At 68.8% G+C, this 23436-nt stretch carries 26 protein-coding genes and 4 pseudogenes; 19 read left to right on the top strand and 11 right to left on the bottom strand.

Annotated elements, in window-relative coordinates; genetic code table 11:
- The first annotated feature begins 233 nt into the window (after window positions 1-233).
- The 6 genes from OG285_RS10105 to OG285_RS10080 all read left to right on the top strand — a co-directional run bounded on the left by OG285_RS10105 (window position 234) and on the right by OG285_RS10080 (window position 5649).
- The gene (locus OG285_RS10105; RefSeq protein ID WP_356827213.1) at window positions 234-1640 is read left to right on the top strand and encodes a family 2B encapsulin nanocompartment shell protein; all 1407 of its coding nucleotides are present in this window, start codon (window positions 234-236) and stop codon (window positions 1638-1640) included.
- Between the two features lie 112 nt (window positions 1641-1752).
- On the top strand, window positions 1753-2793 hold the full coding sequence (locus tag OG285_RS10100; protein WP_371790797.1) for a family 2 encapsulin nanocompartment cargo protein polyprenyl transferase: 1041 nt from the start codon (window positions 1753-1755) through the stop codon (window positions 2791-2793).
- A 114-nt stretch (window positions 2794-2907) separates the two neighbouring features.
- On the top strand, window positions 2908-3498 hold the full coding sequence (locus OG285_RS10095) for a GNAT family N-acetyltransferase (protein ID WP_356827211.1): 591 nt from the start codon (window positions 2908-2910) through the stop codon (window positions 3496-3498).
- Between the two features lie 221 nt (window positions 3499-3719).
- The gene (locus OG285_RS10090) at window positions 3720-4145 is read left to right on the top strand and encodes a DUF6304 family protein (protein ID WP_356827210.1); all 426 of its coding nucleotides are present in this window, start codon (window positions 3720-3722) and stop codon (window positions 4143-4145) included.
- 227 nt (window positions 4146-4372) lie between these two features.
- Complete coding sequence (locus tag OG285_RS10085) at window positions 4373-5299, top strand: DUF1648 domain-containing protein (protein ID WP_371790796.1); 927 nt, start codon at window positions 4373-4375, stop codon at window positions 5297-5299.
- Complete coding sequence (locus OG285_RS10080) at window positions 5299-5649, top strand: GntR family transcriptional regulator (RefSeq protein WP_356827208.1); 351 nt, start codon at window positions 5299-5301, stop codon at window positions 5647-5649. The genes OG285_RS10085 and OG285_RS10080 overlap by 1 nt, the downstream gene beginning before the upstream one ends.
- A gap of 283 nt (window positions 5650-5932) precedes the next feature.
- On the opposite strand, the gene OG285_RS10075 is transcribed toward OG285_RS10080, so the two are convergent.
- Complete coding sequence (locus tag OG285_RS10075; RefSeq protein WP_371790795.1) at window positions 5933-6772, bottom strand: SDR family oxidoreductase; 840 nt, start codon at window positions 6770-6772, stop codon at window positions 5933-5935.
- 99 nt (window positions 6773-6871) lie between these two features.
- Here OG285_RS10075 and OG285_RS10070 point away from each other — a divergent pair, with 99 nt between their 5' ends.
- From OG285_RS10070 to OG285_RS10060, 3 genes are all read left to right on the top strand, one after another.
- A complete protein-coding gene (locus tag OG285_RS10070) occupies window positions 6872-7249 on the top strand; it encodes a winged helix-turn-helix transcriptional regulator (RefSeq protein ID WP_371790794.1) in 378 nt (125 codons plus the stop codon).
- Window positions 7250-7508: 259 nt separating this feature from the next.
- Window positions 7509-8186, top strand: a complete 678-nt coding sequence (locus OG285_RS10065; protein ID WP_371790793.1) for a TetR/AcrR family transcriptional regulator C-terminal domain-containing protein — start codon at window positions 7509-7511, stop codon at window positions 8184-8186.
- A gap of 91 nt (window positions 8187-8277) precedes the next feature.
- The gene (locus OG285_RS10060; protein WP_371790792.1) at window positions 8278-9429 is read left to right on the top strand and encodes an FAD-dependent oxidoreductase; all 1152 of its coding nucleotides are present in this window, start codon (window positions 8278-8280) and stop codon (window positions 9427-9429) included.
- Between the two features lie 48 nt (window positions 9430-9477).
- On the opposite strand, the gene OG285_RS10055 is transcribed toward OG285_RS10060, so the two are convergent.
- A complete protein-coding gene (locus OG285_RS10055; RefSeq protein ID WP_371790791.1) occupies window positions 9478-9633 on the bottom strand; it encodes a hypothetical protein in 156 nt (51 codons plus the stop codon).
- A 294-nt stretch (window positions 9634-9927) separates the two neighbouring features.
- Between OG285_RS10055 and OG285_RS10050 the strand changes: the two are divergent.
- The 7 genes and pseudogenes from OG285_RS10050 to OG285_RS10020 form a co-directional block, all read left to right on the top strand.
- Window positions 9928-10299 (top strand): annotated as a pseudogene (locus OG285_RS10050) (carboxymuconolactone decarboxylase family protein); the annotation flags it as partial.
- 133 nt (window positions 10300-10432) lie between these two features.
- Window positions 10433-10765, top strand: a pseudogene (locus tag OG285_RS10045) (DUF952 domain-containing protein); the annotation flags it as partial.
- A complete protein-coding gene (locus tag OG285_RS10040) occupies window positions 10751-11350 on the top strand; it encodes a DUF1349 domain-containing protein (protein WP_356827417.1) in 600 nt (199 codons plus the stop codon). The pseudogene OG285_RS10045 and the gene OG285_RS10040, both read left to right, overlap by 15 nt.
- A 121-nt stretch (window positions 11351-11471) precedes the next feature.
- Window positions 11472-12227 carry a tyrosine-protein phosphatase gene (locus tag OG285_RS10035; protein ID WP_356827202.1) on the top strand — a complete coding sequence of 252 codons (756 nt, stop codon included), beginning with the start codon at window positions 11472-11474 and terminating at the stop codon, window positions 12225-12227.
- Between the two features lie 199 nt (window positions 12228-12426).
- Entirely contained in the window at window positions 12427-12978 is a 552-nt protein-coding gene (locus tag OG285_RS10030) for a transposase domain-containing protein (RefSeq protein ID WP_371790790.1), read from the top strand.
- 202 nt (window positions 12979-13180) lie between these two features.
- Window positions 13181-13795, top strand: coding sequence for a hypothetical protein (locus tag OG285_RS10025; RefSeq protein ID WP_371790789.1), 615 nt, complete (start codon window positions 13181-13183; stop codon window positions 13793-13795).
- Between the two features lie 939 nt (window positions 13796-14734).
- On the top strand, window positions 14735-15133 hold the full coding sequence (locus tag OG285_RS10020; RefSeq protein WP_371790788.1) for a hypothetical protein: 399 nt from the start codon (window positions 14735-14737) through the stop codon (window positions 15131-15133).
- Here the strand turns inward: OG285_RS10020 and OG285_RS10015 are convergent.
- The 6 genes and pseudogenes from OG285_RS10015 to OG285_RS09990 form a co-directional block, all read right to left on the bottom strand.
- On the bottom strand, window positions 15114-15665 hold the full coding sequence (locus tag OG285_RS10015; RefSeq protein WP_371790787.1) for an NUDIX domain-containing protein: 552 nt from the start codon (window positions 15663-15665) through the stop codon (window positions 15114-15116). The genes OG285_RS10020 and OG285_RS10015 overlap by 20 nt on opposite strands.
- A 35-nt stretch (window positions 15666-15700) precedes the next feature.
- Window positions 15701-16048 (bottom strand): annotated as a pseudogene (locus OG285_RS10010) (tetratricopeptide repeat protein); the annotation flags it as partial.
- Window positions 16049-16207: 159 nt separating this feature from the next.
- Entirely contained in the window at window positions 16208-17017 is an 810-nt protein-coding gene (locus OG285_RS10005) for an aminoglycoside phosphotransferase (RefSeq protein ID WP_371790786.1), read from the bottom strand.
- A gap of 77 nt (window positions 17018-17094) precedes the next feature.
- A complete protein-coding gene (locus OG285_RS10000) occupies window positions 17095-17232 on the bottom strand; it encodes a hypothetical protein (RefSeq protein WP_371790785.1) in 138 nt (45 codons plus the stop codon).
- A gap of 3 nt (window positions 17233-17235) precedes the next feature.
- The gene (locus OG285_RS09995; RefSeq protein WP_371790784.1) at window positions 17236-18345 is read right to left on the bottom strand and encodes a radical SAM protein; all 1110 of its coding nucleotides are present in this window, start codon (window positions 18343-18345) and stop codon (window positions 17236-17238) included.
- The gene (locus OG285_RS09990) at window positions 18333-18785 is read right to left on the bottom strand and encodes an ATP-binding protein (protein ID WP_371790783.1); all 453 of its coding nucleotides are present in this window, start codon (window positions 18783-18785) and stop codon (window positions 18333-18335) included. Before OG285_RS09990 ends, OG285_RS09995 begins: the two co-directional genes overlap by 13 nt.
- Before the next feature lie 149 nt (window positions 18786-18934).
- Here OG285_RS09990 and OG285_RS09985 point away from each other — a divergent pair, with 149 nt between their 5' ends.
- Entirely contained in the window at window positions 18935-20245 is a 1311-nt protein-coding gene (locus OG285_RS09985) for a helix-turn-helix domain-containing protein (RefSeq protein WP_371790782.1), read from the top strand.
- Between the two features lie 3 nt (window positions 20246-20248).
- Here OG285_RS09985 and OG285_RS09980 read toward each other — a convergent pair whose 3' ends face one another.
- Window positions 20249-20788: an NUDIX hydrolase gene (locus OG285_RS09980; RefSeq protein WP_371790781.1), complete on the bottom strand. Its 540-nt coding sequence runs from the start codon at window positions 20786-20788 to the stop codon at window positions 20249-20251.
- A gap of 176 nt (window positions 20789-20964) precedes the next feature.
- On the opposite strand from OG285_RS09980, the pseudogene OG285_RS09975 reads away from it, so the two are divergent.
- Window positions 20965-21868: pseudogene (locus OG285_RS09975) on the top strand (tyrosine-type recombinase/integrase); the annotation flags it as partial.
- Between the two features lie 7 nt (window positions 21869-21875).
- Here the strand turns inward: OG285_RS09975 and sodN are convergent.
- Window positions 21876-22271: a superoxide dismutase, Ni gene (sodN, locus tag OG285_RS09970; protein WP_356827199.1), complete on the bottom strand. Its 396-nt coding sequence runs from the start codon at window positions 22269-22271 to the stop codon at window positions 21876-21878.
- A 142-nt stretch (window positions 22272-22413) separates the two neighbouring features.
- Here sodN and sodX point away from each other — a divergent pair, with 142 nt between their 5' ends.
- Window positions 22414-22839, top strand: a complete 426-nt coding sequence (sodX, locus tag OG285_RS09965; protein WP_356827198.1) for a nickel-type superoxide dismutase maturation protease — start codon at window positions 22414-22416, stop codon at window positions 22837-22839.
- On the opposite strand, the gene OG285_RS09960 is transcribed toward sodX, so the two are convergent.
- Window positions 22743-23372, bottom strand: coding sequence for a CGNR zinc finger domain-containing protein (locus OG285_RS09960; protein WP_356827197.1), 630 nt, complete (start codon window positions 23370-23372; stop codon window positions 22743-22745). The genes sodX and OG285_RS09960 overlap by 97 nt on opposite strands.
- Between the last annotated feature and the right edge of the window lie 64 nt (window positions 23373-23436).

Genomic DNA, 23436 nt, shown 5'->3' with positions numbered 1-23436 from the left:
AGCGGCCCGCGCGCTGGGCGTGGTCGGCGGGCATACGGTCGCCGGCCTCGACTCCGCAGAGCGGCACGCTGGATAACGTGCATAAAGATCCAAGTTATGACCGTCCCGGACAACGAACGACAGCGTGCCCACTCCAACGCCCTATTAGTCACACTCTTTTGTGTAATGGCGCGCCGCCGGTCTCCGCTGAAAGGCTCTTCAGGCACGTCAGTCGATGATCGAGAGGACGTCAGATGTCCGTTGGTGAAGAGGTTCGCGACACGCAGGCACCGCCGCAGCAGAGTCTGGGCACGGCAGCTGCGCGGAACCTCGCAACGACCACCAAGTCCGCACCGCAGATGCAGGAGATCACTTCACGGTGGCTGCTGAAGACGCTGCCGTGGGTTCAGGTGCAGGGTGGTACGTACCGGGTGAACCGGCGGCTGAGCTACTCGGTCGGCGACGGCCGCGTGACGTTTGTGCAGACCGGCGGCCGTGTGGAGGTCATCCCGGCCGAGCTCGGTGAGCTGCCCGCCCTCCGGGACTACGCGGACGAGGCGGCTCTGGCCGAGCTGGCCCAGCGCTGCACCCAGCGGGAGTTCGCCGAGGGCGATGTGCTGGCAGCCGAGGGCGATACGGCGGACCGGGTGTTCCTGCTGGCGCACGGCCGGGTCCAGAAGATCGGCACGGGGCCCTACGGGGACGAGACCGTGCTCGGTTCGCTGGCCGACGGGGCGTACTTCGGCGACCAGGCGCTGCTGGAGGAGGGGGCCACCTGGGAGTACACGGCCCGTGCCGACACCGCGTGCGTCGCACTTGAGCTGACCAGGTCGGACGTGCTGAACCTCGCGGAGCGCGCCGACTCGCTGCGTGAGCATCTGGCGGGGGTGGCCTCGCTGCCCGCACAGCGCACCAACAGCTACGGCGAAGCGGCGATCGACCTCTCCGCGGGTCACGTCGGTGAAGCCCTCGTCCCGCACACGTACGTCGACTACGAGGGTGCGCCCCGCGAGTACGAACTGAGCGTCGCCCAGACCGTGCTGAAGGTCCACAGCAGGGTCGCCGACCTCTACAACCAGCCGATGAACCAGACCGAGCACCAGTTGCGGCTCACGGTCGAGGCGCTGCGGGAGCGCCAGGAACACGAGCTGGTCAACAACCGCGAGTTCGGCCTGCTCCACAACTGTGACTACGGCCAGCGGCTCCAGCCGCACGACGGGGTGCCCAGCCCGGACGACATGGACGAACTCCTCTCGCGCCGGCGCGGATCGAAGCTCTTCCTCGCACATCCGAAGGCCATCGCCGCGTTCGGCCGCGAGTGCAACAGGCGCGGGCTCGTCCCGGAGAGCGTCGACGTCGGCGGCCACCACGTGCCCGCCTGGCGCGGGGTGCCGATCTACCCGTGCAACAAGATCCCGGTCAGTGACGCCCGCACCACGTCGATCATCTGCATGAGGACCGGCGAGGCCGAACAGGGCGTCATCGGGCTCCAGCAGAGCGGCATCCCCGACGAGATCGAGCCGAGCCTGTCGGTCCGTTTCATGGGAATCGACGAGAAGGCGATCATCTCGTACCTGGTGACGGCCTACTACTCCGCGGCCGTGCTGGTCCCGGACGCACTCGGCGTGCTGGAGAACGTCGAAGTCAGCCGCTGGGGGTGAGGTGCCGCCCCGGACGGGGCCGGCCCGGACGGCGGTCAGGCCGCCGCGGGGACCGGCGCGTCCGGGGGGCCCGTGGCGATCACGCCGTACGCACGCCACAGAGGAAGCGACCATGACCATGACCAGAACGGACGCCGCGACCGAGGGGCACGAGGCCGCAGCGCTCCTGGAACGCACCCGCACCGTCGTCGACCCGGAGCTCCGCTCCGCGCTGGAGTCCCTGCCAGGGCCGATGCGGAACATCGGGATGTACCACTTCGGCTGGGAGCAGTCGGACGGCTCGCCGGCCGCGGGACAGGCGGGCAAGGCGATCAGACCCGCGCTCGTCCTCGCCGCGGTCCAGGCACTGAACGGAGACATGCGGCAGGCGGTACGGGCTGCCGCGGCGGTGGAGCTGGTGCACAACTTCACGCTGCTGCACGACGACGTCATCGACCGGGACGCCACCCGGAGGCACCGGGCGACCGCCTGGGCCGTCTTCGGTATACCCGACGCGGTCATAGCCGGGGACGCGATGCAGGCCCTGGCCCTGCGGCTGCTCGCGGAGGACCCGCACCCCGCGGCGAAGGCGGCCGCCGGGCGGCTCGCGGCGTGCGTCATCGAGCTCTGCGCCGGACAGCAGGCCGACTGCGCCTTCGAGGCCCGTGCGGATGTCTCGCTGGACGAATGCCTGACCATGGCCGAGGCCAAGACCGGGGCACTGCTCGGCTGCGCCTGCGCGATGGGCGCCCTCTACTCGGGCGCCGGACCCGAAGAGGCGGCGGCGATGGACGCGTTCGGCCGGGAGGCCGGGCTCGCCTTTCAGCTGATCGACGACCTGATCGGCATCTGGGGCGAGCCGTCCCACACCGGCAAGCCGGCCGGTGCGGATCTGGCCGCCCACAAGAAGTCGCTGCCGGTGGTGGCGGCGCTGGGCTCGGGCACCCGGGCGGCGGCCGAGCTGGCGGAGCTGTACCGCGGACCTCTCGAAGGGGACGGCATCAGGCGGGCCGCCGACGCGGTCGACCGGGCCGGTGGCCGTGACTGGGCACAGGCCGAGGCGGCCGACCGGATGGCCAGAGCGGTGGGCCATCTCTCCCGCGCCGTCCCCGACCTCGCGGCGGCGGGAGGTCTGCTCTCCCTCGCGGAGTATGTGACGCGGCGCAGCCGCTGAGCCGTACCGCCCATGGTCGGGCCGCTCAACTCTAGTATCGCGTCTGCGAGTTGCCGATGGTGCGCTCATCGAGCGACTGAACGACGTGAACGCCGAGAGAAGAGGGACCGGACCATGGGCGTGGCGATACGACAGGCGGGCAAGGCCGACCGCGAGGTGCTCGTACGGCTTCTTGACGAGTCCTTCATGCAGGACCCGGTGAGTACGTGGGTGTTCCCCGACGTGGCGCACCGCAGGAACGTGCACGGCAGGTTCCTCGGGGTCTTCATCGACGTGGCCCTGGCCGAGGGCCGGGTCGATCTCGCCGAGGACCATACGGCGATGGCTCTCTGGCTCGACATCCCCGCCGGTGTGCCGGAGGAGGACGACACTCCGGCCAGGATGCGGGAGACCGCCGACCCGGAGAACGAACGGGCCGAGCTGGTGGGCCGGTTGACGGGGAAGGTCCATCCGCACGACCGGGCGCACGCCTACCTGCTGATGATCGGTGTGACACCGGAGCGGCAGGGCGAGGGCCTGGGCACCGCGTTGATGGCCCCCGTGCTGGAGCGCTGCGACCGGGAAGGGGTTCCGGCGTATCTGGAGGCGAGCAGTGCGCGCAGCCGCGAGCTGTACGAGCGGCTCGGGTTCGTGTTCATGGGCACCGCGGTCCAACTGCCCGGCGGTCCGCAGATGTGGCCGATGTGGCGGGAGCCGCGCGGCTGATCCGTGAGGCGGGCGGGACCCGGACGCGGGCAACTCACCCGTTCGGTGGCCCGGCCGGTCACCCGTACGTGCGCTCGTCGGGTGGTGTGCGCGGAGTGCGTCCGAGACCTTTCGGGCCATCAGGAATGGGATGCGTGGAGCGAAGTGGCCCAGGAACCAGTAATTCCGGACTTGATCACTCTTGGTGACGCCGAGCTGGTGGCAGCGCTACAGTCGCGCTCATGACACCACAGTCATGGGCCGGCTGGTACCGGGACAGCCATGGATCAGATGCCCTAGTGATCAGCGCAGTAGAGCGTCAACTCCGCACCCGGATCAGGGGAGTCGACTATGCCGGAGCTTCGTTCGACTCGTTCGCGCCGGTCGGAGACGTACCGGAGGGGGCCGAGCCATTGAGCGACTGTGTCCTGGAGTGGGACATGCCGCTCCCCGTCGTCGCCGGTGACAGCACGGCCCAGCAGGCCACGCTGAGCTGCCTGTTGGCCCTGCGCCGTCCGGCCACCGATCTCGGCGTCACCCTGCACTACGGCGGCACGAGTTACGTATCGGGCAACGACCAGGGCGACTTCGGCGCCGCGGTCGCCCTGATCCAGGAACAACTGCCCTCCGGCTCCACCCTCCAGTCCCCCTTCTCCGCGGCCGTGTAGCCCGCCGTCGCGCGACGGCGGCACGAAAGCAAGGTTCGCCGGCTCCACCGGGCGGCCCCTCGACGGCACGTGAGCACGCGCGCACGAATGCCGGTGAGGGGCCGCTGCTCTTTGCCTGCCCCCCCGCGCCCCCGGCCGCCCCCGTTCTCTTGACGGCCCCAGCCATTCGTTGTTCTATTTGAATGCAAACAATAGGGGGAACGATGAGGGACACCACGGGGGTTCCGATGAGGCACGGACGCATCCGGCGCGCGACAGTTGCCGGCCTGCCCTTCCTGCTTGCCCACGCCGTCGATCTGGTGGTCTTCTTCCAGCTGCGGGACCGGCTGCCGCACCGCCTGGCCAGCCATTTCGGGAGCGGCGGCCGGCCGGACGACACGGCGGGGCAGACGGAGTACGTGCTGGTCACCACCGGGCTCCTGATCGGCATGGGGCTGATCTGGATGCTGATCGCCCGCGGCGTGCGCGGTCTGATCGCCACGGGCTGGGCGCTCGCCGGCTTCGTCGGTGCGGTGATGGCCGCGGTCCTGTACGCCAATCTCCGCACCCCGGTCGAGTTCCCGTTCTGGAGGGTCGCCGTCGCTGTCGGGGTGGCGGCACTGGCGGGCGGGGCCGGGTGGTGGCTGGCCCGCTTCGTGCCGTCCGTGCTGCCGCTGCCCGCCGAGGGGCCCGTCGAGCGGATCGACCTCGCGGCCGGTGAGACGGCCGGCTGGGCACGCCATGCGGGCGCACGCCCGCTGCTGGTGCTCGCGGCGGGCGTCGTCGTCACCGGCGTCGTCGTGCTGACCTTGTCCGGCTGGCAGGACGCCGTGGCGCCTGTCGTGATCGGCCTGGTGCTGATGGTCTTCGCCAGGCCGTACGTCACCGTGGACCGCAGGGGCCTGACCGTCTCCACCGGCCGGCTGCCCTGGCCGCGTATCCGGGTGCCGCTGGACGAGGTCGAGCAGGCGACCAGCCGCGACATCAACGCCCTCAAGGACTTCGGCGGGTGGGGCTACCGCTTCCGCGCGGGCCGCTCCGGGCTCATCCTCCGCTCGGGCGAGGCCATCGTGGTCCGGCGCAGGAACGGCCGCGACTTCGCCGTCACCATCGACGGCTCGGCCGATGCCGCCGCCCTGCTCAACACCCTGGCCGAGCGGCGGGCGAACGGCTGATGCTCTTCCGGATCGACCCGTCGTCCGCGATCCCGCTCGGGGACCAGATCGCCGCCTGTGTCCGGGGCGCCGTCGCGGACGGCCGGGTGGAAGCGGGTGAGCGGCTGCCCGCCGCCCGTGTCCTCGCGGACTCGCTGGGGGTCAATGTCCATACGGTGCTGCGGGGTTACCAGCGGCTGCGCGAGGAGGGCCTGATCGAACTGCGCCGGGGGAGGGGGGCGATGGTCGTCGGGGGCCCCTCGCGGGCGCGGGCGCGACTGCTCGTACGGGTGCGGGAATTCACGGCGGAGGCACGGGAGCTGGGCCTCACGGACGAGGCCGTGCTGGCGCTCGTACGCGAGGCGCTCTGAGGCCGCGTTGGGCCAGTACTGTGACATAAGTGGTCAGACTCTGTGGAACCCGTCGAACGGGGCCTCCCGGTTGTTCATGAGGTGCTGGTCCTGGCGGAGAGGGCACGTACCGAGGCGTACCGGCAGCCCGCAGGCCCGGCAGAGGGCGGCGGTCTCAAGGATGTTCAGGTCCCGGGGGCCTGGATGCCTCCGAGGACGCTCGGGCCGCCGCCCTTCAGCCGAAGTCACGTGAGCTGGGCCGCTTCATGGCGGCCTGAGCCCGGTCCGCCGGCCCTCGGGAATCTCAGCGGAAAGCGGCGACGTTGCGGGTGGCCCAGTCGGCGAAGGGGCGCGGGGCGCGGCCGAGGACCCGCTGGACGTCCGGGCTGACGCGCAGCTCGGCCGGGCTCGGGGAGCCGAGGATGTCCAGAGTGTCGTCGGCGAGTTCCGCCGGCATGCTCTGGGCCATGGCGGCCCTGGCCTCGTCGCGGGTGAGTTCGTGAAACCTCAGCGGCGAGCCCAGCGCGGCGGCGATGGCCTCCGTCTGCTGGCGTGGAGTGATCACCTCCGGGCCGGTCAGCTCGTAGGCGCCGCCGGTGTACCGGTCGTCCAGCAGGCAGGCTGCCGCGACCGCGGCGATGTCCGCCGGATCGATGACCGGCACCCCGATGTCGCCGAAGGGCGCGGCGACGACTTGTTGCGCGCGGATGGAATCGGCCCACCACAGGGCGTTGGAGGCGAAGCCGCCCGGCCGCAGGACGGCCCACTCCAGGCCGGACTCCCGCAGCGTGTCCTCCAGTGCGCGCATCGCGATTCGCGTTCGGCCGGAGGGCCTGGTCACCACGCCGAGAGTGGAGAGCAGGACGACCCGGCGGACCCCGCTGTCCGCGGCCTCGCCGATGATGTCGGCAGGGTTGGCCCCAGTGGCGTGCAAATCGCCGGACAGCAGCAGGAACAGCGCCTTCGCCCCGGCCAGTGCGGGCTTGAGGCTGCCCGGCTCGGCCAGGTCTGCCGTCACGTGGCGGACCCCCTCCGGCACCGCCGCCGTGTGCCGTGACACCGCCGTCACCTCCCGGCCCGTCTCGGCCAGTGCCTGCGTCAGCGGTCGGCCGATGTTCCCAGTGGCCCCGGTCACTACGATCATGATCAGCTCCTTGTCGGATGCCCTCGGTGGGCTGTGGCCGTCACGCTAGGAGCGCGGGCTAACTTTTGGTAAGGACATACCTCGACGTAAGCTCCTGACATGGTGGAAGGCGTGCAGCGCAGGCAGGTCGAGGCGGGGGAGCGGTATGACGTGTTTCACACCGACTGCCCCGCGCGTGATGTGGTCGACCATGTGACCAGCAGATGGGGCATCTGGGTGCTGATCTCCTTGCGGAGCAACGACCTCCGGTTCTACGAGCTGCGCGAGAGCATCCAGGGCATCAGCGAGAAGATGCTCGCCCAGACCCTGCGCGCGCTGGTTCAGGACGGCCTGATCTGGCGGGAGGTCGAGCCGACGACGCCGCCCCAGGTCACCTACGGGCTGACCGGGTTCGGCCGGGACGTCGGCGAGCCGCTGACGGAGCTCTTCGACCGGATCACGCTGCGGCTGTCCCCGCACAGCTCGGGACAGGCGTGATGGCGGCTGCTGCGCGCGCGCTTGCGCGACGCGTTGGGCGGCCCGATGGGGCGGATTCTTCGCCCTGATCCCGTGGCGCCCCTTGGCCCCCGTGGCGCCCTCTGGCTGCCCCGGGCGTACCGCGTGACCCCGGGTGGAGGAACGTCACGGCCGTGATGCGCGCCCCGCCGTATCCGGAGGGGCCGACCTGCGGCCCCGCCGTCACGAACATGTTCGTGACGGACTTGTTCTGAACGAATGCGTTCGTTACGGTGGAGTCATGCATCCTCGCTCCGAACCTCGCAGTCGCCGTGAGCGGCCCGCCAAACCGGCTCTGACCAGGGACGGGATCGTGGCCGCCGCGCTGGGCATCATGCGGGCCGACGGCCTGGAAAAGGTCACCATGCGCCGCCTGGCACAGGACCTGGACACCGGTCCGGCCTCGCTGTACGTCTACGTCAGCAACACCGCCGAGCTGCACGCGGCGATCCTCGACGAACTCCTGGGCACCCTGCCGGAGCCGGCGGACGGCCCGTGGCGCGAGCGCCTGGAAGAGCTGCTCACCGCGTACACACTGGTCCTCTTCGCCCACCCCGGCCTGGCGCGCTCCGCGCTCGTGGCCCGGCCCAGCGGACCCCACTACCTGACCCTGATCGAGTCGCTCCTGCGTTTCCTGGACGAGGGAGACGTGCCCGACGGCCGCGCCGCCTGGGGGGTGGACGTGCTGATGCAGTACGCCACCGCGACCGCCGCCGAGCATTCGACCCGTGAGCACGCCGTCGACGCTCAGGACGAGTGGGACGCGCTGACCCACGCCGTGCACACCGCCGACGAGCGAACCCATCCGCGGATCGCGGCCCTGGCCCCCCGGCTGGTGTCCGGTGCGCCGGACGAACGCCTGTCCTGGGGCTTCCAGGCCCTGATCAACGGCGTCGTCCACACACCCACGCCCTCCTGAGCCCACACGCACCTGACCCCACAGGCACACGTGCGCCCACCCCTACTTCTCGGCCCGCTCCCGCCCCCGTTCCGACACAAGGAGAAGCGCCATGACCCCCACCCCCCACCACGCCGTCGCGATCGTCGGCGGCGGCCTCGGCGGCCTGACTCTGGCCCGCGTCCTGCACGTGAACGGCCTGTCGGCTGCCGTCTACGATCAGGAAGCCTCCCGCGAGGTCCGCGGCCAGGGCGGCATGCTCGACATCCACGAGGATTCCGGCCAGGTGGCGCTGCGCGCCGCGGGCCTGCTGGAGGACTTCCGCGCTCTCGTGATGCCCGGCGGCGAGGCCCTGCGCGTCCTCGACAAGCACGCCGTGGTCCACCTGGACGAGGAGGACGAGCGCTCGGGCAACACCCGTCCCGAGGTCGACCGCGGCCATCTGCGTGACCTGCTGCTCGACTCGTTGCCCACCGGCACCGTGCGCTGGGGCGCCAAGGCCACCGGGGCCCGCGCCCTGGCCGACGGCCGCCACGAGGTCACCCTCGCCGACGGCACCGCCTTCACCACCGACCTGCTGGTCGGGGCCGACGGGGCCTGGTCCCGGGTGCGACCGCTGCTGTCCGCCGAGGTGCCCGCGTACACCGGGGTGAGCATCGTGGAGGCCGACCTGCAGGACGCGGACACCCGCCACCCGGCCTCCGCCGTGGTGGTCGGAGGGGGCATGCTCTTCGCCCTCGGCGACCGCAAGGGTTTCCTGGCCCACCGCGAGTCCGACGGCAGCCTGCACGTCTACGCCACCCTCACCGTCCCCCGGGAGTGGACCTCCACCGTCGACTTCACCGACGCCGAGGGCGCCAGGGCAGTGGTGCTGGAGCAGTTCGACGGCTGGGACGACAGTCTGCGCGCGCTGGTGGCCGACGCCGACGGACCCTTGGTCCCGCGGCTCGTGCACGCCCTGCCGGTGGGTCACCGCTGGGACCGCGTGCCGGGAGTGACGCTGCTGGGCGACGCCGCCCATGTGATGTCCCCGCTGGCCGGAGAGGGCGCCAACCTGGCCATGATCGACGCGGCCGACCTGGGACTGGCCCTGGCCTCGCACCACGGCGACACCGAGGCCGCGCTGGCCGCGTACGAGCAGGGCATGTTCCCCCGCGCCGAGTCGGCCGCCGCCGAATCCGCCGCCAATCTCCTTGTCTGCTTCAGCGACGACGCCCCCAAGGGGCTGCTGGAGATGTTCGCCGGTCACCACCGGGCCGGCTGACCCGTACGGCATCACCGGGAGGGAACCGGCCACCCGGTGGCGCGGCCGCTACCCGGTCCTGTGGGCGGCCGTGGCCCGGCAGAGCGCCGCCCCCACGGCGTACCAGAACAGATCCGGCGCGTTGAACGTGGTGCCGAGCACCGGGCGCGGACCGGCGGCGACCGCCACCACCGCCGCGCCGCACGCGCGCATCCGTCTGCTCATCCCGCACAGTCTGCCCGGACCCGGCCGGGTCCCGTACGAGGCCCAGCACTTACCGTCTCTCTGAGAACGGCGAATGTTCAACCACCTTGTACAGCCCACCCGTAGGGCCACCCCGTACCGCCACCCGGCACATCCACCTCGTACGGTCACTTTGCGCGGCTGCCCGATACCCGACGGGCGGCCGGGAACGGAGCAGCCATGAGCACCCCGAGCGATCCGGTCACCCCGGAGGCCGCCACGGCACTCTCGTCCGACACCGTCGCCGAGACCCGGCAGGACCGTTTACAGCGGGGAATGGGGATGCTCGACCGCGTCGTCGGTGAGGGCGGCCGACGGGTCATCGACTCACTGGCCGACATCTCGCCCGAGCTGGGGCATCACATCGTCGCCTGGGCCTTCGGCGACATCTACAGCCGTCCCCAGCTGGCCCTGCGCGACCGGCAGTTGGTCACCCTGGGCATGCTCACCGCCCTCGGCGGCTGCGAACCGCAGCTCGACGTCCACATCAACGCCGCGCTCAACCTCGGCCTCAGCGCGGAGGAGATCGTCGAGGCGCTGCTGCACTCGGCGGTCTACTGCGGCATGCCCAAGGCGCTCAACGCCACCGCCGTGGCGAAGAAGGTCTTCGCCGAACACGGCTTGCTCAGCGAGCCGGAGAAGCCCGGCGGCTCCGCGCACGGCGTTCCGGAACAGGGCCGCCGCGGGGACGGCGCTGCGGCCCAGGCGGGTCAGGAGCAGGCCGGTCAGGGCCGGGCCCGTCAGGGGCAGGCCGGTCCCGGGTAGCGCATAGCGTGGGCCCATGACCGAACTGCTGCACATCACCGAGCGCTCCCTGTGGGAGGCGGCCCGCGCGGCCGGCACGTACGAGATGTCGACCCGCGGCCGCACCCTCCATGAGGAGGGCTTCATCCACTGTTCGACGCGCGGCCAGCTCGTCGCGGTCGCCGGCTTCCTCTACGGGAGCGGGACGGAGAGCGCGGACGGCCACGGCGAGCTGGTCGTACTCGTCATCGACAGCGACCGGCTCTCCGTACCGCTGCGCTACGAGGTCCCCGCGCCCGGCGCCGACGCGTTCCCGCACATCTACGGGCCGCTCCCGGTGGACGCGGTCACCAAAGTGGTTCCCTGGCAGGACGGATACGCGCTCGACTGGTCGGACGGGACCTGGCTCAACCCGCCCGCGCACGCGGGGACGGACGGCGCCGAGCTGGTGGTGACCACCCGCGACAGGACCGACTTCTGGCGTACGACCGGTTACGGCTTCGTCCGCGACGACGGGCACGCGCTGCTGACCGGGCTGAGTGCGGGATCGGCGGTCGAAGTGACGTTCCTGGCCGACTTCGACACGCTCTACGACCAGGCGGGCGTCCTGGTCCGCACCGACGAGCAGAACTGGATCAAGGCGGGTGTCGAGATGACGGACGGCGCACCGCACGTGGGCGCGGTGGCGACCCGCGGCGTCTCGGACTGGTCCATGGCGCCGGTCCCGGAGTGGGCGGGCCGGCCGGTCACCGTCCGGGCCAGCCGCTCGGGGGACGCGGTGACGGTACGGGCGCGCGCCGACGGCGAGCCGTGGCGGATGATCCGGCTGACGCCGCTGGACCCGGAGGCGACCGCGTCGGCCGGACCGTTCTGCTGCTCACCGCAGCGTGCGGGACTGCGGGTCCGCTTCACCCGGTTCACGGTCGGCCCCGCCGACCGGCAGCTGCACGGCTGACGGCGGCGGCCGACCGCTGTCCGCGCCCGCGTGCCTGCGGGACGGGTGCCTCGGCCATGACCAGTGATCCGTACCGCGGTCTTCGGGCGCGCCCCCGGTCCGCGGCATAGGCTTCCGCGTCATGAACGGACGCATACCTTTCCAGCGGCTGCACAACTTCCGTGATCTGGGCGGCCGTCCGGCCGATGACGGCCGCACGGTGCGCACGGGGCGGCTGTTCCGAGCCGACTCGCTGGCCAAGCTCGGCGGCGCGGACTGGGAGCGGTTCCTCGCCCTGGACATCGGTACCGTCATCGACCTGCGCCACTCCTGGGAGATCGACGCCAAGGGCCGCGTCCCCGTGCACCCGTCGTTCACCTACCACCACCTCAGCGTCGAGCACCGCCCCTACGACCAGCCCAGTCTCGGCCCGGACGTCGCGGCCGGCCCGTACCTCGCCGAGCGGTATCTGGAGGTCGCCCACGACGGCGTCGGGGAACTGAGCCGGGCCGTCGAAGTGATCGCGGCCGCCGGGGAGCGCCCCGCTGTCTTCCACTGCACCTCGGGCAAGGACCGCACGGGCCTGCTGGCGGCGCTCGTGCTGACGCTCCTGGGGGTGTCCGAGGCCGACATCATCGCGGACTTCGCCCTCACCGGGCTGGCCAGCGAACGCCTCCTCGCCGACTGGCGGGCCGAACACCCGGGCGCGGGGCCGATCTGGCCCGGCTACGGCCGTGCGCCCGAGGACGTGATGCGCCTGTTCCTGGCTGCCCTGACCGAGCGGTACGGGTCCGTGCGCGGCTACATCGCCGACCGGCTGGACATCGAGGACGACGTGGTCGCGGCGCTGCGGCGGAACCTGCTGGAAGCGGCTCCCGCCACCGGGCCCCAGCCGTAGCGCGCCGGGCTTCACGACAGAGAGACCCGACCGCTCGAAGCGGTCGGGCCTCTCTCGTCGCCACTCTGTCCTGGGTCCGGCCGGAGGCCGAACGGTCAGGACATCAAGCCTTCTTGGTCTCCTAGTAATGGGCCGGGTCGGCGACCTGCAGCGATGACTGCCGCAGGTCGCTGACCTGGTCTTTTGGTGATTGTTGGCAATGGCTTCCGACGGTCATGATCGGGTGTCCTGCGGACTGTGTGCGGACTGGCTCGCTGTCAGCCGGGTGGGCAAGCCCCAGAAAGCCAGCCGCGACACGCGCCCACTGAAGTCCGCTCGAGCCGCCAAGACCGTTCGACGCCTTACTCAGTCAGGGGGTCGCTCATACCCTGCGCGAACGCCAGGCTCATGCCTGCGGGCAGAAGCAGCTCAGCCGCCACACCGCCGAGGACTGGACGTGGGCGTCGCCGAAACCCTGCTGCACACCCACGACATCATGCAGGGACTGTCCGTGGACTGGCTACCACCAGCACCGCTGAGCTCAGCCGTACTAGAGCCAATGCCGGTGACTTTAGGTGGCTGTGCCTCGTTGTCTTCTGTGTGGCGAGGGTGGGGCAGGTCAGGGCGCCTGCGGGTGAGCGGTTGTCAGACCGGATTGCGATCGGGGTTGCTGACGCAGGAGTTTCCGCCGGGTCTGGTGGATGAGGTGATTGCCGAGACCGGCCGGGCTGAGCTGCGCAGTCGTCTGCTGCCGGCGCGGGGCTCGTGGTGATGTACGCGGCTGCGGACTGCCCGCGTCCCAGTCTGGCCATGCCTCACCGTCCTACTGGTGACAGTGGATTGGAAAAGCGTTAGCCTGCCGAAGGCGGAATTCTAAATTCCGAAGATCAGATTTCAGCCAGCAGTCGCAGTTTGAGGGGGGGAGATCTTCAACGAAATATGGGACGCAATCACCCTAAAGAGAGCGTCGTGAAGTGGAGAAATTTCCGGATGGGGACTACCAGACCCGGCAAGTCGGTTTCCAGCCACTCGGTTCGGAATCTCTTAACAGGCTGGTGCCGACCTGTGAAAGATTTCTCCCGTTCCCAACAGGGGGAATCATGGGAGGGGATTTCATGAGGTTCACCGGTAGATCCATCGTTCTCACCATCGCAGGCGCCGCCCTGGCCGCTATCGGCCTTGCTGCGCCGGCCGCCGCAGACAGTGCTCAGGCGGGTGTCACCCCGAGTGCCACCGTCACCATCCACCACCGCGGGGACGGCACCCAGCCGCCCGCCGAGCTGGGCAACCCCTCTGAGTGGGGTGTGGTAAAGATCGAAATCCCTGCGGCGGGCTCCGTTCAGACGTTGGCAGGAAATACCTGCAAGAATGTCACGCATGGCACGTGGTGCTACGGGTGGGACCCGACGACTCCGGTGGGCAAGAAGCACTGCTATTCGAATTACAGCGCGGATGTGAAGCACAAGACCACGGTGAGGGTCCAAAACGTCGACTACGGAAGTGGCTGGGCGGCGAAGGGCGACACATCCTATGCTGGCGTAACCATTGGCGGGGCCTATACTTGCTACGCCTACTATGATAATGCCTAAATGCGACCCCCGTATTGCCGGGTGAATTCCTGGCAGGAGGAGTGGACTGGTGTACGAGTCTGGGGCCACACGGGCAACCGTTTGGCCCCAGTGCTCTCGGCTTAGGTCTAAGAATGAATGGGGAAGAGAAATCGGAAACTTTCCGGGCGTCCGCGCTATATCGCTGGCAGCGCCACTCGGGGTTGGCTTGCTGCTTGGCCTGCTGGGCCCTCTTGGTGGAAAATGGGGCAATCCCGCCGGGGTAGTCGTGGATGTCATTTTTTCCGGCGGGTGGCCGTGGGCCTGTTACGCATTTCTGGTGGGTTATTCCCGTTGGTCAAAAATTGAATCAGTTATTCTTGCACCTTTTGGGCTGGCTATCGGGGTAGTCACTTACTACCTATTTAAGGATTCGATTCTTGCTGCCACCGTCTCGGACGGATTGCAAGCCTCAGGCGATGGATCGGCCTCTAAAATTGCGGCATGGGGACTGCTGGCGTTTGTATTCGGTGCGCCTCTTGGGCTCTTGGGAAACGTCGCGCGAGTGCCAGGCATTGGTGGCCTCTTCTTTCGGCTGCTCATTCCCGTCGTGGCCTTTTATGAGACCTCTATGCGTTTGACTAACGAGTCGCGTGGACCAGGTTTGGTTGTCATAGATACCTGGAAATCGGTGCGGTTCGGCGCGGTCGCTGTTGCGTTCGCTCTAGTGGCCCACACAATATGGAGTTGGTGGCACGCTCGGCGCACTCGTTCTTCGAAGTCGGAGCAGCTTGATTACCGATAAGCCTGTGCGGTAGGCCGAGATATGAATCTCCCAGGATAGTTCCCCCCCGCTGGCGTCGATGCTGAATTCGTGAAGGCTTTATTGGTAGCGCGGTGAGTTCGATTCAGCATTCCTCGAAGGCGACGTACGCGATGGCCGTCAGAGTTGCGGCGGTGTTGATGCGCAGCTGAAGGAACTTGGACGGCGACACTCCGAAGAGCGAACGGCTCCTCCTGTGGGCGTACTGGCTACTCTCCGGCTACGGCCTGCGCGCCTTCCGCGCCACCGGCGTGCTGCTCGCCGCCATCACCGTCACCGTGCTGCTCCTGATGGGCTTTGGCCTGACCAACCACGACCCCGATCCCGCCACCCCAGGCACCCTCCACGGCCACAAGATCATCCTCGCCACCAGCGCACCCGATCCCGCCCTGCATGGAAGATGGCCCCAGCGCATGACCTGGGCACGCGCGGGGAAGGCCACCCGTGTCGCTGTGAACTCGGTGGTCTTCCGTTCGTCCGGACAGAACCTCACCATCCGCGGTATCTATATCGAGATGGCCTCCCGCCTTCTCGAACCTACCCTTCTCGCCCTGTAGATCCGCAACCGCTTGTAGCAGGCGGGGCATTCGCTTGCTTCCAGCCGTCCAGGGAGACCTGCGGTCCGCCTCCGAGATAGCGGTGCAGGGCGCTGGCGGTGGTCTCCACGAAGTCCCCGGGGATGGCATCGGCGTTCACCCAGCGGACCTGGGCGTGCTTGCGGGGTTCACGGGTTTCCGGTTCGCCGGTCCATTCGTGCGCGGCAAAGACGACCGTGAGGAAGCCATTGGGGGCCTCCACGCCCCAGGCTCCGTGAATGATGTGGGCAACCTTCAAGGCTTCCGGCTTTACTGTCAGGCCGGTCTCTTCGTAGAGCTCACGGACTGCGGTCTCGGTGATGGGATCGCCGGGTTCGTTCTTGCCGACCGGCAGGTCCCACATGCCCTGGGCCAACTTGGCGTTCTCGCTGCGCTGGAGGAGTACGACGCGGTTGGTGGCCCGGTCGTGGACGATGACCGCGGCGACCAGCAGGGTCATCGATTCGAGCGCCGGCTTGAGGGCCTTCGGCTGGTCGTCGGTCTGCTGGGTCATGGGCGGTCCCTTCGTCGGACTGGCTGTTGGGCATGTTAGGCGAGGGCTTCGCGTGCGCGGCGGGCGAGATCGGCGGCGCCGGGTACCTTGCGCCGCTGGTAGACCGCGAGGGTGGAGCGGATTTGAGGTGCTCGCCTTGGGGGTGTGGTCGGAGGTCACGCCTTCCGTGAGGGTCATCCAGGCTGCAACGGCTTCGTCGGCGCGGGCCTGGGCGGCGAGGTTGTCTCCGAGACCGCCGTGGATGAGGGCGTGGACTCGCTTGTACTTCTTCGGGCCCAGCGGGCGAGGGCGCCGCGGTGCTGCTGTTCGGTGCCGATGTGGTTGGAGAGGCCGTTCAGGGCGCGGGCGGCGTGGCGAGCCGCAGTGCCGGCGGCGGTGCCGTTGGAGTGGCACGCGCGCCGCCGCCACAACAGTTCCGCGGAAGAGAGCAGTTCGGAGAGGTTCGCCGACCCTTCTGTGATCGGGAGCACAAGATCAACGCGGGGGAGTGGCGCCATGGCGGGCCTATCCGCAAGCTGCTTGGGGCCGAACCGTGGGTTTCGTCAGGAGCGATCGTTTCGGTGCTGTTGCCAGAGTCGCGTGGCGTCAAGCAAGTTCGTTGTCCAATCATCTGGGGCGGAACCCGCGATCTCTTCCCAGAGGTTCGCGCTGGCGTGGGTGAAGACGTCCACTGCCCGGGGTGGTGCCAATGTCCAGGCGGGCAGGAGCGCGACCGACTTTTCCGCGCTGACTGGTGTGTGACCTGCCGCGATCAGCCAGATAATCCAGTGGGCCGGATCGAGCCAGGCGGCTCCGCGGGTGGCCCAGCCCCAGTCGACGAGGTGGGCGCGGTGGCCAGCGATGAGGACGTTGTGGCTGTTCCAGTCCGTGTGGAGTAGCGCGTTGCCCTTGAAGACGTCTGCGTCGGCGGGGTGCGGGACGTAACTGGCCAGGCGTTGTTCGGCGTGACGGAGTTCGATGTCCGGGCAGGGGAGGGAGGCCAGTTCCCGGAGTGCGTCCGAGACTTTGGGCAAGTCGGGGGAGCCTGGGGAGTAATCGGCGTGGTGGCCGTCGATGGTCTCAAAGCCGAGGACGTCCCAGCCGTCGGCGATGACGTGGAAGAGCAGGGCAGGGGCGAGGGGGGTGACGTACGGGTTGATGTCGGCCTCGCGCTGCTGGGTCCAAACCCAGCGATGGTCGGTGCGCAGGCCCTTGAGGAAGACGGCTCCGCCGATGGTGTGTGCACGTGCGGAGAGGGAGCTGTTGAGGCCGGTGGTGATGTTCTCGATCTTGAGGATCGGTCCGGTCTCGGCCTCGATGGCGGTGCGGGCGCCGGAAGGGAGTTCGTCGAAGGCGACGGGGGGTGCGGGCATGGTCGTCAGGTTTCCAGACTTGCGTGCCAACAAGGGCTTCCGGCACGAAGTGCTGCCGGAAGCCCTTGGCTAGTTGGTCAGTTGTACGGGTTGTCGTCCCCGCAGCCGGACGCGGTGGCTGTGGCGAAGGCGTCCACGTCTTCGATGAGGATGACCTCCTCATCGGGCTCTGACGGCGGGCGGATGGGGGCGATTTCGACTGCTACGGCGGTCATGGTTCAGCTCCTTGTTGTCGCGTGCTGGCAGTACCTGTCCAGTGGTGCCTTCGCCTCCTGGTAGACCTTGGCCAGCGGTCGGCATACCCGGCAGGTGCCGGAGAGCTGACAGCCGGTGCAGCCACCGGTACGAAGCATCAGGGAGTCGGCGACGCCGCCGAGGCGGCTCAGTCCTTCGACTCCCGTGGTCATGAGGGGGATCGCATCATCGCGGCCGACCTTGCAGATGGAAGCCATTCCGTGTGGATCGACGTGAAAGAATGTGTGACCTGCGTTGCAGCCCTGGAAGGGCTCGCGGTCGGCGAGGTGGTCTGGGGCCTGGGTTGCGAGGGTTTCCGCACCGCCGTAGATGGTCGGCGACATATGGGTGTACTCGCGGTACGGCAGCCGGTAGCGGTCGGCGAAGGCGCGCATGAGGTCGGCCTCGTGGACGTTGTGCCGCGTGATGATCAAGGCCAGGTCGAGGGGCAGTCCGGCCTCGTGGGCTGCGTCCAGTCCTCTGACGAACATGCGGTACGCGCCCCGATGCCGGGTCAGTCCGTCGTAGGACTCCGCAGTGGCCCCGTACAGGCTGAGTGTGATCCGGTTCGGCCGCAGGCGTGTCAGCAGAGCGAGGTTCTTCGGCGCGGCAAGGCGCGAGCCATTGGTGAGGATCTCGACCATCATCCCCAGCTCGTACGCCAGTCGGTACGTCTCGGCGAACAGCTTGTCGATCATCGGCTCGCCGCCCGTGAGCTGGAGCCAGAGCACCCCGGAGTCCCGAATGGCGTGAAGCAGGCGTTCACGTTCCGGCCAGCCCAGGCCGGCGAATTGCTTCAGGCCGAGGTAGCAGTGCTCGCAGTCGTAGTTGCAGCCGAGGTTCAGTTCATAGGAGGCGCGCCCGTAGCCGTAGGGGGAGCGGGTGCGAGCCAGGACAGTCTCACCAAGGCGTCGGCCGCTTAGATCGGTCTTCCAGGCGCGGCGGGCCACGTCGACCAGCCACGTGGGCGCTGCTGAGGTGGGCGCGGTGTGCAGTTCCTCGTACCGGTGGGCAGGAAGGCGTGCCGCCTTCGGACTGCCGGGCCGTACGAGGAGGTGGTGGTCGAGGTACGGGGCGGCGATCAGCTCGTGCATACGGACTCCTCACTCGGGCTGCCGAGGTTCAGGCGGGCCCAGACGGTCTTGCCGACCGGGTGGCGATCGTGGTGGCCGGTCTCCTCGGAGAGCGAATAGACGAGAAGCAGGCCCCGGCCGCCTTCGTCGTCCTCTCCGGCTTTGATTGGGCGGGGCGGGGTGCGGCTGGCATCGGAGACCTCCACCAGGCAGCGCGGGCCGTCAACAGTCAGCCGAACTTCGAAGAGGTGCCCTCGTCTGCCGCCGTGCTCGACGGCATTGGCGGCGAGCTCTCCGCAGACGAGGACCACCCGGTCGATGTCCTCCTCGCCATATCCCCAGCTCGCGAGTGTCTTGGAGGCGAGGCCGCGGGCCAAGGGAACGCACTTGCGTACCGGGCTGAACTGCATCTGCCACCGCAACGGGGTGGCCTGTCGGTCGTGCGTCGTCATCGCGTGCATCGCGTCCCCTCGTCGCGGGCGGGCTGTGGGATACGAGTGCACCGCAGTGGCGATCACAGAAGCAGGCCACGGTGATTACCCAACGTGGGTAACCTCATGGGCAGTCGGTCCCACGCCAGTCCGCCCAGACGGGCGAGTGAGGGGGATGAGTGGCACGCTCACAGGCTCATCGGGCTCTGCCGACCGAACTGCTGGCCAGTGCGGAATGGCAGGAAGCCTGTCGCGGTCGGAACTTCGCCCGTATCTTCAGGCTGGTCAAAGTCAAGGCCGGGATCTACCCGTCGCGGATCGCCGCACTGTGCGGCATGACGCCGAGCCGAGTCGGCGAGATCATGGCGGGACGGCGCGGCTTGGCACACATCGACGTGATCGAACGCGTCGCCGACGGCCTGCGCATCCCCGGTGCATTGCTCGGCCTGGCCCACCGACCCTGGGAGATCCCTGCCCCGGCCCGCACCGACGAGAGGCAGCCCGAGTCGCTTGCTGCTGTACAGGACGATCCTCAGTGCACAGAACCGGCAGAGGAATTGGACGACCTGCTCGCCTTGGTCGACGGACGTGCCACCCGCTCCACCCTCACTGCCCTGCGTTCCTCGGTCCAGGACTACTGGCGCCGAGACAACGCACACGGCGGCGCGACCCTGCGGCCGGCCGTCGTGGGGCACCTGCGCTATGTCGGCCGCCTCCTCGACTCTGCCGAGGGTGGCTTACGGCGCGACCTTCAAGGGGTCGCGGCCGAGCTGGCACGGCTCTCCGGCTGGGCCTACTTCGACGCCCGCCAGTACAGCACCGCTCGCACTTACTTCACCCAGGCGCTCAAGCTCGCCCACGCGCACGGTGACCGCCTCTTCATGGCCAACGTACTGTCCTGTATGAGCCTGCTGGCCACCTACGACGGCAACCCGAACGACGCCGTCACCCTTGCTTGCCGTGCCCAGGACGCGGCCCGCGCCACAGGCGAACAGCCGCTCGTCATGTCGATGCTGCATCTGCGCGAAGCATTCGCCCACGCCACCCTCCGCGACGCCCAGGCTTGCCACCAATCGGTTGGCCGCTCCCGTGACGAGTACGAACGCTCGCGCGGAAACGAAGTCGAAGCGCCCTCCTGGGTCCATTACTTCGACGAGACCAAGCTCCTCGTCGACACCGGCATCGCCTACGCGCGCCTTGGTGAACCAGCCCGTGCCGAGCCCCTCATCACGGAGGGCCTGCGCCGGGAAAACGCCGACCAGCAGCGAGGCCGCGCCTTCCACGCCTACTGGCTGGCCGGCACCCAGCTCCAGCTGGGCAAACTAGACGAGGCGTGCACCAGCGCCGGCCTCGCTCTCGACCTCACTGCAGCCATCGACTCGCCACGAGTGAGCGGCCACGTCCAGGAACTTCACCGCCGAATGCTGCCTTACGCACGCGAGGCCCCCGTCCTCGCCTTCGAGCAACGCATGCGCGACACCCTCGACTGACCCCTACGAGCTGCCGGTCGCCTCGTCCAGCAGCAGATACAGCAGGCCGACCAGGCTGCCACTGCTGACGACCTCGCGGCGGTCGATCATGCCCCGGATCTCCGAGACCGGGATCCACTCGATCCGGTCGGACTCGTTCACCTCGGTCGGCGGGCCCGCATACGAGACGGCCTCCGCGCGGAAGACGAAGTGCTCGGAGTCGGTGATGCCGTTCGCGGGCTGCGCGTACACCAGCGGTTTGACGCCCTCCACCCGCCAGCCGGTCTCCTCCTCGACCTCGCGGGCCGCAGCCTGCTCGGGGGTCTCGTCGGCCTCGATGAGGCCCATCGGGAGTTCCCAGCCCCAGGTGTCGGTGATGAACCGGTGTCGCCACATCATCAGCACGCGCTTCTGATCGTCGACGACGGCCGCCACAGCCAGGTGCCGCATCCGGACCACATGGTGTTCCCACCGACGCCCATCGGGCTGCTGGACGTCCACGAGCCACAGGTTGACCCACGGGTTGCTGTAGATCTGCCGCTCGCCATGGACGGTCCACTGCATGAGCCCAACTCCCTTGCTTCAGTGAAGTATCCAGCATGTCACTTTGACGAGAATTCGTCCGCCTGGTCGAGGCATCATCGCCCACGCCGACGAGAGGGAGGAACTTTGGGGCCAATAGGTATGGGCGCTGGCATGCTTGCCCTGGCAGCGATTGTGCTGCTTGCTGTTGCTGCCGCCTGCGAGTGCACTTGATACCCGCGCTTGGCTCCTACGCGATGGCGTCACTGAGGCGGACCTACATCCAGGCCCTCTTACAAGAAGCTGTCCGAGCAGCTGGGGCCTGGCAGTGTGCGCAACGTGCACGACGTCCTCGTCCGCGTCATGACGGCTGCCGTGGAGGACAAGGTCATACCTGCGAGTCCCTGCAAGCGGATCATGCTCCCCTCCGTGCCCGACGAGGAAATCACGCCGCCCACGGTTGCGCAGGTCGAGGCGATGCTCGGAGCAATGCCGCCGTACATCCGCTCAGCAATGGTTGTTCTGGCCGGATCCGGTCTGCGCATAGGGGAGTTGCTCGGCCTCAAGGTCTCGGACGTCGACTTCAAGAACGGCACCATCCGTATCGAGCGGCAGCGTCTGCAGTCCGGTCTCATCGGGCCACCGAAGACCGGCAAGTCCCGGCGAACGGTCCCCGTCGGAGAGGTCGTCACCGATGCGCTCCTCGCGCATCTCGCCGCGCGGCCCTCGAAAGAATGGCTGTTCACGATTGAGGAGGGTGAACCCCTCAACTACCGCCGCTGGAAGACCGAATGGAATTGCGCTCGCCGTGCGCTCCAGGCAGCGGAGAACGAGGCGGCCGAGCAAGAGGGCCGCAAGCCCGTCGAGCTGCCGCACATGGTGACCCACGACCTGCGGCACTTCTACGCCTCCGCGCTCATCGCGGGCGGCGCGAGCGTCAAGCAGGTTCAGTTGGTTCTTGGCCACGCGTCCGCCGTCATCACGCTGCGGATCTACGCGCACCTGTGGCCGGGCGAAGAGGACCGCACCCGGTCCGTGATGGACGCCGTACTCGGCGGCCAGCGGACCGGGTGCGGACCGGAAGGCGACATGACCAGCGAAACCGCAGGTCAGACCGCCTAGCCGTAGATCAAGCCTTCTTGGTCTCCCAGAAGATCTTGTCGATCTGGGCGATGTAGTCCAGCGCCTTCTGGCCCGTGGCCGGGTCCGTCGAGCCCTTGGCTGCCGACAGCGCCTTGAGGGTGTCGTTGACGAGCTGGTGGAGCTCGGGGTACTTCTCGAAGTGCGGCGGCTTGAAGTAGTCGCTCCACAGCACCGAGACGTGGTGCTTGGCGAGCTCCGCGCGCTCTTCCTTGATGACCGTGACGCGGGCCCGGAAGTGCGGGTCCTCGTTGGCCTGGTACTTCTCCTGGACGGCCTTGACCGACTCGGCCTCGATACGGGCCTGGGCCGGGTCGTACACGCCGCAGGGGAGGTCGCAGTGTGCGCTGACCTTCACCTTGGGGGCAAACAGGCGGGAAAGCATGGAGCTGTCCTTCCTCGTGATCGTCTTCTCGGGTGCGACATTACTCGGTGAGAAGCCCGTTTTCGCGAGTGCCCCCTGGGGCTTAGGACAAAAGTCCAGGGTCAGTATGGGACTGGTGGACGATCGGACCGGGAGGTACCGGATGACGGATCAGGGGCGGGAGACGCGGGCTCCGTTGGGTGTGGCGGAGGTGACGGGGCCCTCCATGGTGCCCACCCTGCTCCACGGGGACCAGCTGCTGGTGCACTACGGCGCCGGGTTCAGGCCCGGTGACGTGGCCGTGCTGCGCCATCCGCTGCAACAGGATCTGCTGATCGTGAAGCGGCTGATCGAGCGGCGTACGGGCGGCTGGTGGGTGCTGGGGGACAACGCGCACGCCGAAGGCGTGGACAGCCGGGCGTTCGGCACCGTTCCCGAGGAGCTGCTGCTCGGGAGGGTGCGGGCCAGGTACCGGCCCATCACGCGGGGGCGTCAGCGGTCGGCTGCCGTAGTGCTCTCCTGGCTGGCGTCGGCGGTGCGGCCGGTGCTGGCGGACCGTGACGTCTCCAGGCGCTTGCGCGCGCGGTAGGCGGCCACGTTGGCGCGGGTCGCGCAGCGGTCCGAGCAGTAGCGGCGGGATCGGTTTGTCGATGTGTCGAGATAGGCGTTGCGGCACGGCGCTGCCTCGCACAGGCCGAGCCGGTCCACCCCGTACTCGGTGAGATGGAACGCCAGCCCCATCGAGGCGATGGCCGCGTAGCCGGACGTCACGTTGGACGGGTGATCGGCCAGGTGCATGTGCCACAGCGGCCGGCCGTCGTCGTCCCGGTGGTCGTGGCCCGAGATCTGCGGCGAGACCGGGAACTCCAGCAGCAGTGAGTTCAGCAGGTCCACCGCGAGCGTCTCGTCCCCTCCGTCCGCCGCCTGGAACACGGCGCGCAGCCTCCCCCGTACCGAACGGAATCGGGTGACGTCGGCGTCCGTGGCGCGGCGTGCGGCGGCCGCGTTCGCGCCGAAGAGCTCGCGCACCGCGTCGACCGAGGTGAGGGAGTCCTTGTTGCGGGCCGGCTCCTCGGTGTTCACCAGGCGCACGGCGTAATCCGAGTAATAGGCCAGTTCCACTTGTAGTCCTTACGGAGGCGGTCTAGTGTCGACGGGCGCAGGCGGCCGTAATGGCTGTCTACGC

The organism is Streptomyces sp. NBC_01471, assembly GCF_041438865.1.
Classification (GTDB): domain Bacteria; phylum Actinomycetota; class Actinomycetes; order Streptomycetales; family Streptomycetaceae; genus Streptomyces.
The sequence above is the reverse complement of the archived record's forward strand: the minus strand, read 5'-3'. Positions and strand labels throughout refer to the sequence as shown.